Here is a 16,243-nt window from a genome sequence, read left to right on the forward strand (position 1 = left end):
CTAAATATCGGAGGAAGGGAAAAATTCCCAACCTCCGATAGTGATATTATAATATTAGAATGGGCTTACGCTAACCATTCTTTTACTTCGTCTTGGCTAGGATTCTTTAATCCCATCTTCAATTTTTTATTCCAACCGCAAATGTCTTGGTGCAGTTTTGTATGTTTCTCTTCCTTAAGAGCCTCAACAGTTTGGAAACCTGCTTTACGAATAATTGGCATCCATTCCTGAGCAATACCCAATTCAATAAATTTTTCGTCGCTATCAACAGCAGCTTTCTTCTCTGGTCTCATTTGAGGGAAGAACAAAACATCTTGAATAGAGTGAGAGTTGGTCATCAACATTGTTAAACGGTCGATACCAATACCCATACCTGATGTAGGAGGCATACCATATTCTAATGCACGAACAAAGTCCATATCAATAAACATTGCTTCGTCGTCACCTTTTTCGCTCAATTTCATTTGTTCCTGGAATCTTTCCAACTGATCAATAGGGTCATTCAGCTCAGAGTAAGCATTACAAACTTCCTTACCGTTAACCATCAACTCAAAACGCTCAGTTAACTCAGGATTTTCTCTGTGCTTTTTACAAAGAGGCGACATTTCAACAGGATAATCGGTAATGAAAGTAGGTTGGATATAGTTTCCTTCGCACTTCTCACCAAAAATCTCATCAATCAATTTACCTTTTCCGAAAGTTTCATCAACTTCAATGTTTAACTGCTTACAAACATCACGAAGTTGAGCTTCATCCATTCCGTTAATATCAATTCCAGTGTGTTCTTTAATTGAATCAATCATAGAAATACGCTTGAAGGGACGCTTGAAATCGATTTCTTTATCACCAACCATCAGTTTGGTTTCTCCGTGAAGATCTAAGGCAACTTTTTCAATCATTTCCTCAGTAAAGTCCATCATCCAGTTGTAGTCTTTATAAGCTACATAGATTTCCATTACTGTAAACTCAGGGTTGTGAGTTCTGTCCATTCCTTCGTTACGGAAGTCTTTTGCAAACTCATAAACACCATCAAAACCACCAACGATCAATCTTTTAAGGTACAATTCGTTCGCAATACGCATATACAATGGAATATCCAATGCATTGTGATGTGTTTCGAATGGACGAGCAGACGCTCCACCTGGGATTGCCTGTAAGATTGGAGTTTCAACCTCAAGATATCCCTTGCTGTTGAATAACTCGCGCATTGAGTTAATAATTTTAGTTCTCTTCAAGAAAACATCTTTTACATCCGGATTTACAACCAAATCAACGTAACGCTGACGGTAACGCAATTCAGGATCACTAAAAGAATCATATACCTTTCCATCTTTTTCTTTCACGATAGGAAGAGGACGAACTGATTTAGAAAGAACAGTCAATTCAGTAGTGTGAACAGAAGTTTCCCCTACTTTAGTAACAAACACGTATCCCTTAATTCCAATAAAATCACCAATATCCAAAAGTTTTTTGAATACAGTGTTGTAAAGAGTTTTATCCTCATCAGGGCAAATAGAATCTCTGGCAATATATACCTGAATTCTTCCTTTTGAATCCTGAAGTTCAATAAAAGAAGCTTTACCCATGATTCTTCTGCTCATGATTCTACCTGCAATACAAACCTCTTGAAGGTTCTTCTTTTCAGGATCGAAGTCTTTCAGAATATCTGCAGAATAATTATTTACATGATATTGTGCTGCAGGAAAAGGGTTGATGCCCAAATTCTGCATTTCCTTTAGGGAATTTCTTCTAATGATCTCTTGTTCACTAAGTTCTAACGCATTCATCTTAATCTCAATAAAGTTTATTCGGGTGCAAAGATATAATAATCTGAGCAATATGTGAATTCAAGTGGAGATTTGAGTTTAAAATAGATTTTAAAATTTAATTATTCCTTTTGATTATCAGGATTTGCGGGGTTTAAAAACAAGAATTCATTAAAAATGATATAAGAGTTCGAAATCTCATTGTTGTAAGATTTTAATTTCTTAATATTGCATGAAATTCAGAGAGTATTTAGATTGAATAAAAATAATGAGCGCTTTATCTACTGAATCAAAAACATGTAGAATCTCAGTAATTTTTTAATCCTTTCGAATACCTTTGCATGAATTAGATTTTTTATTACAAACTTGTTTTGTTGAGACAATTTAAAGCTTGATAATCAATAATTGAAAATGATTATTGGCTGTAATAGGGAGAGCTGAAATGAAAATTAAAAGAAAGCCAGATTGGCTAAAGATACAGTTGCCAAAAGGTGACGATTATGCATACGTAAATGGTATTGTACAGGAACATGGCTTACATACCATTTGTTCTAGTGGAAAATGCCCGAATGTAGGAGAGTGTTGGGGAAATGGAACAGCAACTTTTATGATTTTGGGTAATATTTGTACAAGAGCTTGTAAGTTCTGTAATGTGCCAACAGGTAAACCACTTCCTGCTGATACAAAGGAACCCATTCGTTTGGCTCGTTCCATCAAACTGATGAAATTAAAGCATGCGGTTATTACTTCCGTAGATCGTGATGATTTGGAAGATGGTGGATCAGGAATTTGGGCTGATACCATTAAAGAAATCAAAAAAACGTCTCCGGAAACAACTTTGGAGGTTTTAATTCCTGATTTTAATGGAAAAGAAGAGGATATTCAGCGAGTAATTAACGAGAATCCAGAGGTGATTTCTCACAATTTGGAAACCGTTCGTCGTTTGACACGTGAAGTTCGTAGCAAGGCTAAATACGATCTTAGTTTGAAGGTTTTAAAACAAATTTCAGATGCGGATATTGTTGCTAAGTCTGGTATAATGCTTGGTTTAGGTGAAACTGAAGAAGAGATATACCAAGTAATGGATGATTTGTTGACAGTGGGAGTTAAGGTAATGACTATTGGTCAGTATTTGCAGCCAACACGAAATCATCTTCAGGTACAAGAGTATGTTACACCTGAAACATTTAAAAAATATGAGCAAGTTGGACTTGAAAAAGGATTTACTTTTGTAGAGAGTACACCGCTTGTTCGTTCATCATATCACGCAGAACGTCATGTGAATGCGTTAAACTTAAAGCAGGTTTTAAAAAATGATTAAGACAATTTTTAGAGACTTGAACTCGATAGACTATAAGGAAGCCTGGGATTATCAGGAGAACTTATTTCAGGAAGTATTGCAATCTCGTCAGGCAAATGCTGATCTTCCTCAAGACCAAAAAAATCTTTCCAACAACTATTTGCTTTTTTGTGAGCATCCGCATGTTTACACTTTAGGTAAGAGTGGTAAAGAGCAGAATATGCTTTTGAATATGTTGCAGTTGCAAGCGAAAGAAGCAAGTTTTCATAAAATCAATCGTGGTGGCGATATTACTTATCATGGTCCCGGACAAATTGTGGGTTATCCAATCTTAAATTTAGAAACCTACGATATGGGAATTAAGTTGTATATCGAAAATCTTGAGCAAGCAGTAATTAATTGTATTGCTGATTACGGTATCACAGGAACCCGATTGGATGGTGCAACTGGGGTTTGGCTAGACGTTGGAACTCCACGTGTACGGAAGATTTGTGCCATTGGAGTTAGAGTTAGTCGTTGGGTTAGTATGCATGGTTTTGCTTTTAATGTAAATACCGATCTTAAATATTTTGATTACATAAATCCATGTGGTTTTGTCGATAAAGGAGTTACATCTTTGAAAAAAGAATTAGGCAAAGAGCTTGATATTGAAGAGGTAAAACATAATCTTAAAAATCATATCGCAAAACTGTTTGATATGAAGCTGGAAATTGACTAATTTGGCTAGCTAAATTCTTGTTTATGGAAAAAAGATGGGTAATTAACGAACCAGGCGATGACGAAACGGTCGAGGCACTAATGAAATCATTGGGCGTTGATCGAGTGATAGCCAATCTGTTAGTTCAGAGAGGAGTCACAAGTTTTGAAAGTGCCAAGGCGTTTTTTCGTCCCAGCTTAGATGATCTGCATGATCCTTTCCTAATGAAAGATATGACTGAGGCAATTGATCGATTGACCACAGCCATGGAGAAACAAGAACGAGTATTGGTTTATGGTGATTATGATGTGGATGGAACCACGTCGGTTGCATTAGTTTATACTTATCTGAAATCACATTTCGATTTTATCGATTATTATATTCCTGATAGATATTCCGAAGGATATGGAGTATCTATAAAGGGAATTGATTATGCAGCTGAGAATAATTTCAGTTTGGTAATTGCTCTTGATTGTGGAATCAAGGCAATCGAGAAAATTGCTTATGCAAAAGAAAAGGGTGTTGATTTTATTATTTGCGATCACCATACTCCGGATGATGAATTGCCACTAGCAGCTGCTGTTCTTGATCCTAAAAGAAAGGATTGTGATTACCCTTGTGATGTATTATCAGGTTGCGGAGTTGGCTTTAAGTTGATGCAAGGATTAGCCCAAAGAAAGAATTGGGATTTTGAAACACTAACTCCTCTATTGGATTTATTAGCTGTTAGTATTGCTTCGGATATAGTTCCAATTACAGGAGAAAATAGAGTATTGACATTTTTCGGTTTAAAGCAACTGAATGAAAGTCCGAGATTAGGTTTAAAAACCATATTGAATTTGGCTGGGGTTACAAAGCATCTAAGCGTTAATGATATTGTTTTTAAAATTGGTCCAAGAATTAATGCAGCAGGAAGAATTCAATCAGGAAACAGAGCTGTACAGCTTCTAATTGCTGAAAAGGAAGAAGCTGCTACACTTATAGGTGATACGATTAATGGTCTAAATGAAGATCGTAAAGAATTGGATCACACTATAACTGATGATGCCTTAGATCGAGTAGCAAAAAGTAAGGCATTACTTGCTAAAAAAAGTACGGTATTATTCGATAGAAATTGGCACAAAGGCGTAATTGGTATTGTGGCTTCAAGAATGATTGAATCTTATTACAAACCAACTGTTATTCTTACAGAATCGAATGGCTTTGCTACAGGAAGCGCTCGATCGGTAGATGGATTTGATTTGTACAATGCCATATCTGCATGTAGCGATTTACTGGAAAATTTTGGTGGGCATAAGTATGCCGCAGGATTAACCATGAAAATTGAAAATGTATCTGCATTCCAACAACGTTTCGAAGAATATGTTTGTGATAACATCACAGATGATATGTTGGTTCCACAAGTTAAGGTAGATGCAAATATTAGTTTATCGGATATTACGCCTAAATTTTACAGGGTATTAAAGCAGTTCGAGCCTTTCGGACCAAAAAATATGACGCCTGTTTTCATTAGTGAGAAGGTTGTTGATTACGGATATAGTCGACCAGTTGGTCGTAATAAAGAACATCTAAAACTTTCTGTTGTCGATGACATTCGAGAAGGAGATGTTAAAGGAGGAATTGCTTTTTCCATGGGTAAACTATATCCGAAAATTGCTAGTGGAGCACAATTTGATGTATGTTACTCAGTTCAGGAAAATGAATACATGGGTAAGATAGAAACTCAACTAATGGTTAGAGATATTAAATTTTAGAACTAAAATAGCTCTCATTCTGCACTATTTTGAATTGATCCTTTTCTTTATAAGCTAAATATTTATTTGTAGCTGTTTACTTCTATTAAAGATATACTTAATAGAATAGTTGATTATGCACTCCTTTGCGTTGATTTATTGAGATTTTCAGATTTGCCAGTTCCAACTTCCTTATTATCTTTGCGCCAATTTGTGAATTTTTAAATCCATTTTATGATCCTATTTCAAAATCCTAAAGAGCAGGGTATTCAAAATCCCGCCAAAAGAATTATTCTGGGAGTACAGTTTTTATTTGTCGCATTTGGCGCAACTGTCTTAGTCCCCCTATTAGTTGGCATTGACCCAGCGGTCGCATTATTTACAGCAGGAATCGGAACCTTGATTTTTCATTTAATCACAAAAGGTATGGTTCCTGTTTTTTTAGGCAGTAGTTTTGCTTTTATAGCTCCGATAGTTGCGGCAACACAATTGTATGGTTTACCTGGAACTCTCTCTGGTTTGATTGCAGTTGGTTTGGTTTACGGAATTTTTTCCGGAGTAATTAAACTTTGGGGATTGAGAGTAATAGAGAAAATTTTCCCATCAATTGTTGTTGGTCCGGTTATCATGTTAATTGGTTTGTCATTAGCGCCAGTAGCGGTTAATATGGCAAAAACCAATTGGATAATTTCATCAGTTGCATTATTGACTGCAGTATTAATTGTAGTATACACTAAAGGTATTTTGAAACTAATCCCAATTTTTTCTGCTATTGTTATTGGTTATACAGTTTCGATATTTTTAGGTCAGGTTGATTTTACACCAATTAAAGAGGCTGCCTGGTTTGCTTTACCAGAATTTGTTCGTCCAGAATTAAATTGGAGTGCAGTTCTTTATATGATTCCTGTTGCTTTTGCTCCAATTATTGAGCATGTGGGAGATATGTATGCTATTGGAGGTGTCGCAAACAAAGAGTTTGTTAAAAAACCAGGCTTGAACAGAACTTTATTGGGAGATGGTGTGGCTACTGCTTTTGCAGGTTTTTTTGGTGGACCTCCAAATACAACTTATTCAGAAGTTACAGGTGCAATTGCTTTAACTAAGGTTGTTGATCCCCGAGTATTAAGAATTGCTGCAATTACAGCACTTGTATTTTCGATGATTGGAAAAGTTAGTGCATTCTTAAAAACAATTCCTCAAGCAGTTTTAGGTGGAATCATGTTACTACTTTTTGGTATGATTGCAGGAATTGGAATTAAAACATTAATCGATGCAAAAACGGATTTTTCAAAAACAAGAAATCAAGTAATTGTTTCTATTGTTTTAACTGTAGGTATAGGTGGTGCTCAAATAACATACGGAAACTTCTCTCTTGCAGGTATTGGTCTAGCATCAGTTGTAGGAGTTATTTTAAATCTTATTTTACCGGATAAGTCAACACCTATTAAAGGAAGTAAAGTAGAATAATTAATTTAAATTAATTATTTTGTTCAAAAATGATTAAATTTGATTCTGTTAATCTAGATTTCGATTTAGGTTTAACATCCCTTTTATATATAAAGCCCCTTTTAGGGGCTTTTTTAATTTTTATTGGTGCTAAAGTAGAGATTATTTACTTATCGTATCTAAATTCATAACGTCCAAATTCAAAATTAGACTGCTCACCATTTCTAGTAAAAAAACCTTTATTGTCACATTTTCCTTCACCAAAATTGTAAATACTTTTTTCCTTTTCTACCACAAAAGAAATTTCTCCCTCACTTATAAATTCACAAGAATGAGTAACAACTAGAGGGCTGGTAATTTCAGCAGTGTAATTTCTTTCTTCAGAATTGATTCCAGATAAAAAGCCGTTTACAAGAAATATATCATCCCAAAGGTATTCCTGAGTTTCGAATCCTCGAATCCATTCTTTTGTTTTGTTTCCGTTTACAGTGTATGTTTTACCTGATTTAGATACAAATTTGATATTGTCATAGGTAATATCAAAACAAAGACAGTTGTTACTATTAAAACCAATTGTTTGAATTTCTATCTGTCCGGTAATATTAAGATCATTAATATAGAATTCATCGAAATAGATTAATTGTATGCTTTGTGCTGTTGTAATATCACCAGATATTTCACTGTAAATTTTACCTCTTTTCAAATGCCCCAGATAATCAATTTGGTTACTTGTACCATAGTCGATCAGCATATTTTTGCTATCATCTTGTGAGCCGTTTTGGCTTACTTTTATTGTAGGTATTGAATCTTTTTCTAAATTCTCATTTGAAACAGGGTTTAGCAGACTAAATTCCACTTCATTTGTGATGCTCTCCAAAATGCAGTTAATCATTGCATTTTCTTCAATATTAACTGAGTTGGTAATTTTTACATCAAGTTCATGCTCTGATGAATCACATGATGAATAAAGTAATATAACTGCTACTATGTAGCATAATCCCTTTCCTGCTCTCATATCTCTCTAATTATCGGATACAACTTGTTCACTTCTACGAAAGTATATGAAGAAAAGTTTGGATGAATAAACTTATAATCAGCATGAATAAGGATTAATTGATGATAAGAATTTCACAATTGTTTTTGATTTAAAATCATTCAAAAATAAAAAAACCTTTCCACATTTGTGGAAAGGGGCGTTGAATATGGAAAATTCTATTCGAAAATCATCACTTAAACGAAATAGAATTTAATAATAAACAAAGTTGTAATAATTACTCACCAATATTATAAACGTACTTTATTACAAATAAAATAGCGATACAAATCATTGCAATGTTAAGGTCTTTGTATTTACCAGTAAGTACTTTTAGGACTACATATGAAAGCATACCAAAAGCAATACCTTCCGCAATACTATACGTAAATGGCATCATAATCATGGTAAGGAAAGCAGGAATGAATTCCGAATAATCATCAAAATTAATTTTTGTGATTGGGCTCATCATGAAAATACCTATGATTACTAATACTGAAGAACTAGCTGCAGCTGGAATCATTGTAAATAATGGTGTAAAGAACAATGCTAAAAAGAACATGATAGCAACAGTAAGGGATGTCATACCTGTTTTACCACCTTCGGCAACACCAGCAGCACTTTCAACGTAAGTTGTAACAGTTGATGTTCCCAACATAGCACCTGCAGTTGTTCCTACAGCATCAGCTAATAAAGCTTGTTTTGCACGAGGAACTTTACCTTCTTCTGTTAGAATGTTAGCTTTTGAAGCAACACCTACAAGAGTTCCGACAGTATCAAACATATCAACAAAAAGGAATACAAATAGGATGGTTACAAATTTCCAAGATAAGATCTCGTCCCAACCTACAAACTTAAAGAAGATAGGCTCTAATGATGGAGGAAGACTTACAATACTTCCATCTTTAGGAAGACTAGTAACGCCTAAACCAGGAATTAATCCAAGAACTGTAACAAGTAATAATCCGATAAGGATAGCACCTTTTACCTTACGAATATGAAGTACACCAATAATGATGATACCCGCAATACAAAGTAGTGCACCTGGAGCATGAAGGTTACCCATGTGAACAGGGATTCCCTGACCTTGTACAATAATAGCAACATCTTGGTGAGCTAATCCAATAAAGGCAATAAATAGACCGATACCTACCGAAATGGCGTGCTTAATGTTTTTAGGAATGGAGTTGATAATTGCTTCACGAACATTAAAGAATGTTAATAAAAGGAAGATAATACCTTCTGCAAGTACGGCAGTTAAAGCCAACTGCCAACTACATCCCATTACACCGCAAACGGTGAAAGCAAAAAATGCATTTAATCCCATTCCTGGAGCCAATGCAAATGGTAATTTTGCTACCAGAGCCATAACCAAAGTAGCAATTACTGCCGATAGCGCAGTTGCTGTCATTACTGCTCCATAATCCATACCAGCAACGGAAAGAAAATATGGATTAACGGCTAAAATATAAGCCATTGTTGCAAAGGTTGTCAAACCAGCGACAATTTCTGTCTTCATGGTTGAGCCTAGCCCGGTAATATTAAAAAATTTATCTAACATGGTTGTTTGTGTTGGTGTTGCTTGGCAATTGTTATATGCCAAGCAACTATATTTTTATTGTATGAAATCAAATATTAGAAATTCCACTTTACAGCTAAAGTTGGACGAACTTCGAAATCGTCACCTGCAAAGTTGTTCGAGATTTCAATCTCACTACCAATTGAAAGATTTTTAGTAGCATTATACCATAACTGAGGCTCAGTAAGGAATACTAACTCGTCAGAAACACCTACTGCATCTTCATCACAATTTTCTGACCAAAGGTCAGCAAAACCTGAGAATGTCATTTTGCCATCAAAGAAGTTAACATACCATGTTCCAGTAATTTGGAAGTTAGCTTTTCCAGCATCTTTAATTGCTTTGTAACCTGCATAAGTAGAGAAACCACTTTTTGCACCACCTTTAGCGTAGTTTAAACCGAAAATCCATGCATCGTTAATGGTATAACCAAAATCACCAATTGCAGTTTCAGCGTTTCCAACACCACCATTGTACTCAATGTGTAAACCAATAGGCATTTTTTCTGTTTTCAATACACGAGCAATCTCGAAATATCCTTGGTTAATTCCGTTTTCTGAATCGTAATCAAAATCGATAAAAGTAAATGTGTTACCCCATTTGTCCATTTTGAACATTTCAAAAGTTGTCGTAAAATGACCTCTATCAAAATCACGGTGTAACTGAAGATTTTGTGCGCTAGCAGCAAATGAAACAAGAACAGCGAAGATTACAATAAGTTTTTTCATAATTTAAAAATGATTGTTTAGTAGAAAATAAAAGTGAAATATAAATAAATGGTTGTTTAGTTCTGTATTATATCGTTTAAATGGTTGACCACCTTTGGACAACCAGTTTGCATTAATTTATCGATTGATTGATGACCCGCGGCAACTAAAATACATTGGCACCCCAGCTTTTTTGCAACTTCGTAATCGTGAGTTGTATCCCCTAAAAGGCAAACTTCATCTGCTTGTAGCTGGTGATTTTCTATCAGCTTTAATCCGTTTTCAATTTTAGAGCTTGCATATATGTTATCAATACCAGAAATTTCGTCGAAATATTTTCTAATATTTTCAGTTTGGGTTGATTGATTTAGCATGTTTTGCTCCATTGCCGATAGAATGAATTGCTTTTTGCCATTTGTCGAAAAATGAGAAAGTAATTGCATTGCTTCAGGAAAAATACTTGATTCAGGCAATAGTGATGTATAATGATCTATAAATTCATTGGCAGCTTTATCCCAATCTTCAGTGTTAAAGTCAAAACCAACCAGTTCGTAATATTTCTTTACAGGAAAAGTAAATACATCACGATAACTCTCGGTTGTTAGTAATGGCAAGCCTCTTTTGGTAAGCATTCTGTTTATGCACTCTACACCTATCGATAAATCGTTTAGAAGAGTTCCGTTGTAATCCCAAATTATAGCTTTACAATCTAACATGTTGTTTCTGATTTTGGATTTGAGATTAGACTAACAACTGCATTGGTTACTGATTTTAGATCTTTAGGATTTATTTTGATTTGCTTACCTCTTAGTCCGGCGCTAATTAAAATATACTCCATACTGTAGGCAGATTCATCCATAAACAATGGGAAATCTTTTTTCATTCCTAATGGAGAGCAACCTCCCCGGATATAACCAGTAATTTCTTGAATATTTTTCATGGGAACCATAGCACATTTTTTGTTCTTACTAATTTGTGCAATGGATTTAAGGTCGAGTTCGGATGAACCAGGTATGCAGGCAACAATAACTCCCGTTTTATCTCCGGAAAGTACAAGAGTTTTGTATATGTGTTGAATATGTTGTCCAGTTTTTTCGGCCACCCGTTCAGCACCCAATTCTATTGGATCCACGTCGTAGTCGATTATCTCATATTCTATTTTTGCCCGATCTAAAATGCGAGCTGCATTTGTTTTCTTCATCCTTTCGTTTTTTGGCCCGATAATGAAAACTTTTGTTTTCGTATCGGGAATTACCAGTTTCCCAGATGATCTTTTTTAATGAGCGGCAAAATTAGTAAAAATTTTAAACTACAAAATATTTTCTGCTCAATGCGAAGAAAAATATTTTTTAAATTCCCAATTTAAAAGGTTTGCGTATGCTTTTGTAAGGTGTAGTTTTAATTTTTAATGAATTAAAATTAAGCTTTAAAATGTTGGTATTCCTGCAAATATCAATTTATTATTATCTGTTTGAAATTTACAGGAAACCAATTCTGATAATTTTTTTAATGATTTTGTCTTATCTTATATTTGCAAATCATTTTTTAAGTTAAAATCGTGAAATTAATCGAAGCTCATATAGTTCCAGAAGGAGTAGAAAACGTCAGATTACAAGATTATGCTCCAAATATATTCGCAAGTATTTCTTCATTTCAGGGAGTAAAAAAAGCCATAAAGCGCGGAATGATTCATGTTAATGGTTTGGAGGCTTCAACTGGTTTGTGGATAAAAAGTGGCTTTCGAATAGAATTGTACGATTTGGAATTGCCACCAAGTAAAATTTACGAATTACCTCTGGAGGTAGTTTACGAAGATGATTATATAGCTGTGGTAAATAAGCCAGGTGGAATTTCGGTAAGTGGAAATCAGTTTAAAACGATTAAAAATGCTTTGCCATTTAATTTAAGACCTTCGATGAGGAAAAATGCATTGCCTGTTTTTCGTCCGGTTCATCGAATTGATAGTCCAACATGTGGACTTCTGCTTATAGCTAAAACTGCTGAAGCATCAGCTCATTTGGGAAAACAGTTTGAGAATAGAAAAGTGAAAAAAAGATATTGTGCAGTTGTGATTGGTGCGCTCCCTAATAAGGGTAAAATAGATATGCAGGTGGATGATAAAGATGCGATAAGTACTTTTGAATTGGTGAAAAAAACACCTTCGATTCGAAACAAATTTTTAAGTATGGTACACCTTTATCCAGAAACAGGAAGAACACATCAACTTAGAATTCATATGGCTGGATTGGGAAATCCTATTCTGGGTGACAAATTGTATGGAACTGAAGGTGAAATTTTACGAGGAAAAGGATTGTTTCTTTGCGCGGCAGGATTACAATTTACACATCCAGAATCTGAAGAAGAGATGAATATTTCCATCGATCCTCCTTATAAATTTGGTCGATTTATGGATATGGAGGAGAAGCGATGGGAAAAGTACAAATCGGAAACTGAAGCGCTTTAAATTTTACTCATAAAAAGCTTCTATTCCCGGATATTCGAATTTTTTAATTGCCAATGCTTGTGGAAAAATCATGTATTGAACTTCAGCTTCGGAGCAAACTTTTCCATCGGAACCAATAATTTCTGCATGAATATTGGCAAATTTTCTCTCCTGAGAAATTAATTTTGCTCGTACGGTTAACTTTCCTTTATCGGTAAAGGCAGAGTTTTTAAATTTTGCATTTAATGCAGTGGTAACTCCTGCAGTCTGGCACTTTACGAACACTACCCAACAGGCAATTTCGTCTAGTATTGTGGTTTGTATTCCACCGTGTAAAATATTTTTGAATCCTGATAAATGCGATTTTGGATCCCATTCGGATATGATGTATTCATCCTGTTCAAAAAACTGCATTTGTAAACCTTGCTCGTTATCTGGCGAACAGCCGAAACATTTTCCGTTTTCGGTCGACTTATATGGATTGATAATTTTTTTCATGATATAATTTTTTCAGCATTCGAATGTACAAAAGGAATGTTGAAATGAAAACAGAGGTGAATTAAAATTTAATTCTTAAAAGAATTTTAAGTTCAGACTTGGTGTTACCAGTAATTTCGGAAGTGCCGGAACCAATACTTTCCACATTCTGATATTTGGTTTGTGAATAGCGAGTATACAAACTGAATTTTTCATCAATTTTATAATTCAGATTAATGTAAAACCTACTCCCTTTTAAATAATATGCAGGTACAGAATATGCATATAAAACGTCGTTTTCGTAAGCATATATTCTGGTGTCGTAGGAATCGGTGTCGAATAATGCATATCTCATGCTAAGGCGCAATGGTACTTGTGGAAAGCGGTAAATGATGTCCTGATAAATTAAAAAGCCATTTTCGTTTAAATTATTCTTTTTGAATTGAGAAAATTCCACTCTGTTTCTGATTTCCCAGTTTGATGCGGGTTTCGCACTAAGATGCAATCGATATTGATTCTTTTGGATTTCTAAAGGATACTTTACTGTTTCGTCGGTATAGTTTTCTGCTTTATTTTCTTGTTTAAACCTGAAATAAATCGATACTTTCTCGTTCGGAGTAAATTCAATTTGTGAAAAGTATTCATGACCGTCACTTGGAGAATCGACAGAGTATCTTAACCAGGGAAACCAAAATTGATCGTAATAAGCTTTAATTGTCCATTTGGGAAGAGGATGAAAATCTAAACCTAAATAGATACCTTCTTCGTTTTGCGAACGAGTTTGTTCCGAGAAGGAATTGGAGTAATGTGCGTGATAGTTTTCATCGTATTTTCGGTAAATAGCTTCAAGATTTAGTTGTGGGTGAACCTGTATATTGGCTCCTTGTAATATTCCCGTTCCACCAGATTTGCTTTTGGCTGCTTCTCCATAAAGATGAATAGAATTAACTTGAGTCTGATATGTGAAACTTAAAATGGAATTGTTTTTTCCACTGAAATTGTGAACTGCATAAGGATCCTCGTTTATGCTTACTTCTGGTGAATAGCTATACTGTAAATAGGATATTCCCGTTTCAATATTTTTTAGATTTAAAATGAGATAGGAACCAAATATTTTTTCTTTTACTTGATCTTCTTTGTCAATTTCATTTAAATTTCTGTGAAATCCTGTATTAACAATGCTTGAAGCGAAAGTACTTGTTGTGTCAATATCGGTACTTGCATCAATTTTTTTTGATGAAGCAAAAAGAGCAAGTTTTACTTTTTTTGTTGGATTTAAAATAAGAGAGAGACCTCTTAGGAATTTGTTTTCATCCGTAGATTTGTATCCGCGTATTCCTTGATATTTTCGTGCATTTTGTGTGGTGAAAGATGATTTTCCACCTCCTAACCCCGACCATAAACTTAATCCTTGTCCAAATTTCACTTGGTAATCACCAATGTTTATTTGTTTAAAAAATCCGGATTTTTTTATTTGTAAATGTGCAGAATAAAAGTCAAATCCTTTATCATTGCTTTTTTCGAAAAAAGCTTCTCCTTTATCTTTCTCTGCAGTAATGCCATACTCTAAGCTTTTATTAGGAATTTTCGATTGTAATCTGGTATAGTACTTCCAAGCATTCCCTTGATATTTAGAATTGGCATTGTCTGTATTGTAGCCTTTTTCCTTTTCAAATGTGTATTCACTTTTTAAAAATGCGATATGCTGTGCTTTTTTTCTGATTTGAATTTGCTTGGAATCCAATTTTAAACAAATGAGAGGCTCAATGTTTTTAATTAGTTCGAATGAAAAACCAGGAATGAGTTGCAATTCGTAGAGACTATAGATTTCACCGCTATTTCTTTTGTATTTCATCAAATTATCAATTTGATTTTGGTTGAGAAAGTACAATCGTAAAAGATCATCTCGTTCTGCAGTATTTAAATTTATAGGATCGTTAATAAGTAGAGTTATTTCTTCCAAAAGATTAGTGTAATCAAGATTTTCTTCATTTTCTTCGGCTATGTTTTCAATAATATTTTCGATTAAATCGATTTGCTTTGCAGTTTGTGATGATGATTGCAGACTTATGAAAACAAATAAAGTAATTATTGATATTCTAAAAAATAAGCTCATGGGTTTTTGCTAAAATTTGAAACTTAAATCTGCAGATGGAGTGTTACCTAGAACAGGATGGCGAGAGAATGATATATTTGCTTTAATGGGTGAGAAGTTAAAGCCTAAGCCCATGCTTACTGAGTTTGGATGGTTGTAAGCACCTACTCGAATAAAGAATTTTTCACTTACTGGATATTCGATTCCACCTTTAAGTTGAAAATCGTGATTTAAATCTTTTAAAATTTCAGAACTTATTACGGCACCGTTTGATAACTTCCAGGAGAAACCTAATCTAGTTATTGTTGGAATTTCGTCGTTGTAATCCCATGTGGTAAATTTTTCTTGCGTAGGATTGAAAAGATGGAAGCCTAAATGAAAGTCGGGGAAAATTTCTGCAAGTAGTCCCAATTCGAAAGTGTACTTGGTTTGAGAGCCATATTCTGAATTTAAATCTTTGCGTATTTGATCGAATTGGATTCCTGCCCAAAAATGTTTTCCAAGTGCACGCGCATAAGCAATTCCAATTTTCGATTCTTTGTACAGGTTGAAGCCAAATTGTGTGTAGTTCAACGAAAATGTTCCTAATTTCGAAGGAAGGTTAAAGCAAAACGCTTTTGTGCTTAATTCTTCGCTTTCAAATCGATTTTCGTAGTATGCTCCAAACGATTTTTTTTTGAGAAGAGCTAAACCTGCCTGATTGTGGAAGCCTGACCATGTACCGAAAAGTGCAACAGAAGCTTTTCCCATAGCATCTGATCGTGCACCTGCCGGACGATTATCATTAGAAGCTAAAAGATGAATAGGTGTCAAAAGCGCACATAAAAGAAATAAAGTTTTCATAGTATCACAGATGAAAAATATTACTTTACAATTAGTGCTCTGAGAAGAATTTATGTCACATAGTAGCGAAAAATACTACTACCTGGTTGCTGTTAATTTGTTTTAGAATTTGTTCTTTTTATTT

14 protein-coding genes are annotated in these 16,243 nt (G+C 34.5%); 5 read left to right on the forward strand and 9 right to left on the reverse strand.

The window, feature by feature from the left end:
* Positions 1-65: 65 nt before the first annotated feature.
* Entirely contained in the window at positions 66-1,787 is a 1,722-nt protein-coding gene (gene lysS / locus GCQ56_RS01400) for a lysine--tRNA ligase (protein ID WP_152732605.1), read from the reverse strand.
* 421 nt (positions 1,788-2,208) lie between these two features.
* Here lysS and lipA point away from each other — a divergent pair, with 421 nt between their 5' ends.
* From lipA to GCQ56_RS01420, 4 genes are all read left to right on the forward strand, one after another.
* Positions 2,209-3,087, forward strand: a complete 879-nt coding sequence (lipA, locus tag GCQ56_RS01405) for a lipoyl synthase (RefSeq protein WP_152732606.1) — start codon at positions 2,209-2,211, stop codon at positions 3,085-3,087.
* Positions 3,080-3,784, forward strand: coding sequence for a lipoyl(octanoyl) transferase LipB (lipB, locus tag GCQ56_RS01410; protein WP_152732607.1), 705 nt, complete (start codon positions 3,080-3,082; stop codon positions 3,782-3,784). The genes lipA and lipB overlap by 8 nt, the downstream gene beginning before the upstream one ends.
* Before the next feature lie 23 nt (positions 3,785-3,807).
* Positions 3,808-5,517 carry a single-stranded-DNA-specific exonuclease RecJ gene (gene recJ, locus GCQ56_RS01415; RefSeq protein WP_152732608.1) on the forward strand — a complete coding sequence of 570 codons (1,710 nt, stop codon included), beginning with the start codon at positions 3,808-3,810 and terminating at the stop codon, positions 5,515-5,517.
* Between the two features lie 213 nt (positions 5,518-5,730).
* Positions 5,731-6,963: a uracil-xanthine permease family protein gene (locus GCQ56_RS01420; RefSeq protein ID WP_152732609.1), complete on the forward strand. Its 1,233-nt coding sequence runs from the start codon at positions 5,731-5,733 to the stop codon at positions 6,961-6,963.
* A gap of 145 nt (positions 6,964-7,108) precedes the next feature.
* Here the strand turns inward: GCQ56_RS01420 and GCQ56_RS01425 are convergent, their stop codons facing one another.
* The 5 genes from GCQ56_RS01425 to ybaK form a co-directional block, all read right to left on the reverse strand.
* Positions 7,109-7,957 carry a hypothetical protein gene (locus GCQ56_RS01425; RefSeq protein WP_152732610.1) on the reverse strand — a complete coding sequence of 283 codons (849 nt, stop codon included), beginning with the start codon at positions 7,955-7,957 and terminating at the stop codon, positions 7,109-7,111.
* Between the two features lie 256 nt (positions 7,958-8,213).
* Complete coding sequence (locus GCQ56_RS01430) at positions 8,214-9,536, reverse strand: NCS2 family permease (RefSeq protein ID WP_152732611.1); 1,323 nt, start codon at positions 9,534-9,536, stop codon at positions 8,214-8,216.
* 74 nt (positions 9,537-9,610) lie between these two features.
* The gene (locus tag GCQ56_RS01435) at positions 9,611-10,282 is read right to left on the reverse strand and encodes a DUF5020 family protein (RefSeq protein WP_152732612.1); all 672 of its coding nucleotides are present in this window, start codon (positions 10,280-10,282) and stop codon (positions 9,611-9,613) included.
* 56 nt (positions 10,283-10,338) lie between these two features.
* Positions 10,339-10,977, reverse strand: coding sequence for an HAD family hydrolase (locus GCQ56_RS01440; protein ID WP_152732613.1), 639 nt, complete (start codon positions 10,975-10,977; stop codon positions 10,339-10,341).
* On the reverse strand, positions 10,971-11,462 hold the full coding sequence (gene ybaK, locus GCQ56_RS01445; RefSeq protein WP_152732614.1) for a Cys-tRNA(Pro) deacylase: 492 nt from the start codon (positions 11,460-11,462) through the stop codon (positions 10,971-10,973). Before ybaK ends, GCQ56_RS01440 begins: the two co-directional genes overlap by 7 nt.
* A gap of 357 nt (positions 11,463-11,819) precedes the next feature.
* On the opposite strand from ybaK, the gene GCQ56_RS01450 reads away from it, so the two are divergent.
* Positions 11,820-12,725 carry an RluA family pseudouridine synthase gene (locus GCQ56_RS01450; RefSeq protein ID WP_152732615.1) on the forward strand — a complete coding sequence of 302 codons (906 nt, stop codon included), beginning with the start codon at positions 11,820-11,822 and terminating at the stop codon, positions 12,723-12,725.
* A gap of 3 nt (positions 12,726-12,728) precedes the next feature.
* Here GCQ56_RS01450 and GCQ56_RS01455 read toward each other — a convergent pair whose 3' ends face one another.
* From GCQ56_RS01455 to GCQ56_RS01465, 3 genes are all read right to left on the reverse strand, one after another.
* Positions 12,729-13,202, reverse strand: coding sequence for a PaaI family thioesterase (locus GCQ56_RS01455; protein ID WP_152732616.1), 474 nt, complete (start codon positions 13,200-13,202; stop codon positions 12,729-12,731).
* A 61-nt stretch (positions 13,203-13,263) separates the two neighbouring features.
* Positions 13,264-15,297: a helix-hairpin-helix domain-containing protein gene (locus GCQ56_RS01460; protein ID WP_152732617.1), complete on the reverse strand. Its 2,034-nt coding sequence runs from the start codon at positions 15,295-15,297 to the stop codon at positions 13,264-13,266.
* 9 nt (positions 15,298-15,306) lie between these two features.
* Complete coding sequence (locus tag GCQ56_RS01465) at positions 15,307-16,119, reverse strand: hypothetical protein (RefSeq protein WP_152732618.1); 813 nt, start codon at positions 16,117-16,119, stop codon at positions 15,307-15,309.
* Positions 16,120-16,243 lie beyond the last annotated feature (124 nt).

Origin of the sequence: Marinifilum sp. N1E240, from assembly GCF_009295825.1 — a bacterium.
Taxonomy (GTDB): Bacteria; Bacteroidota; Bacteroidia; order Bacteroidales; family Marinifilaceae; genus Marinifilum_A; species Marinifilum_A sediminis.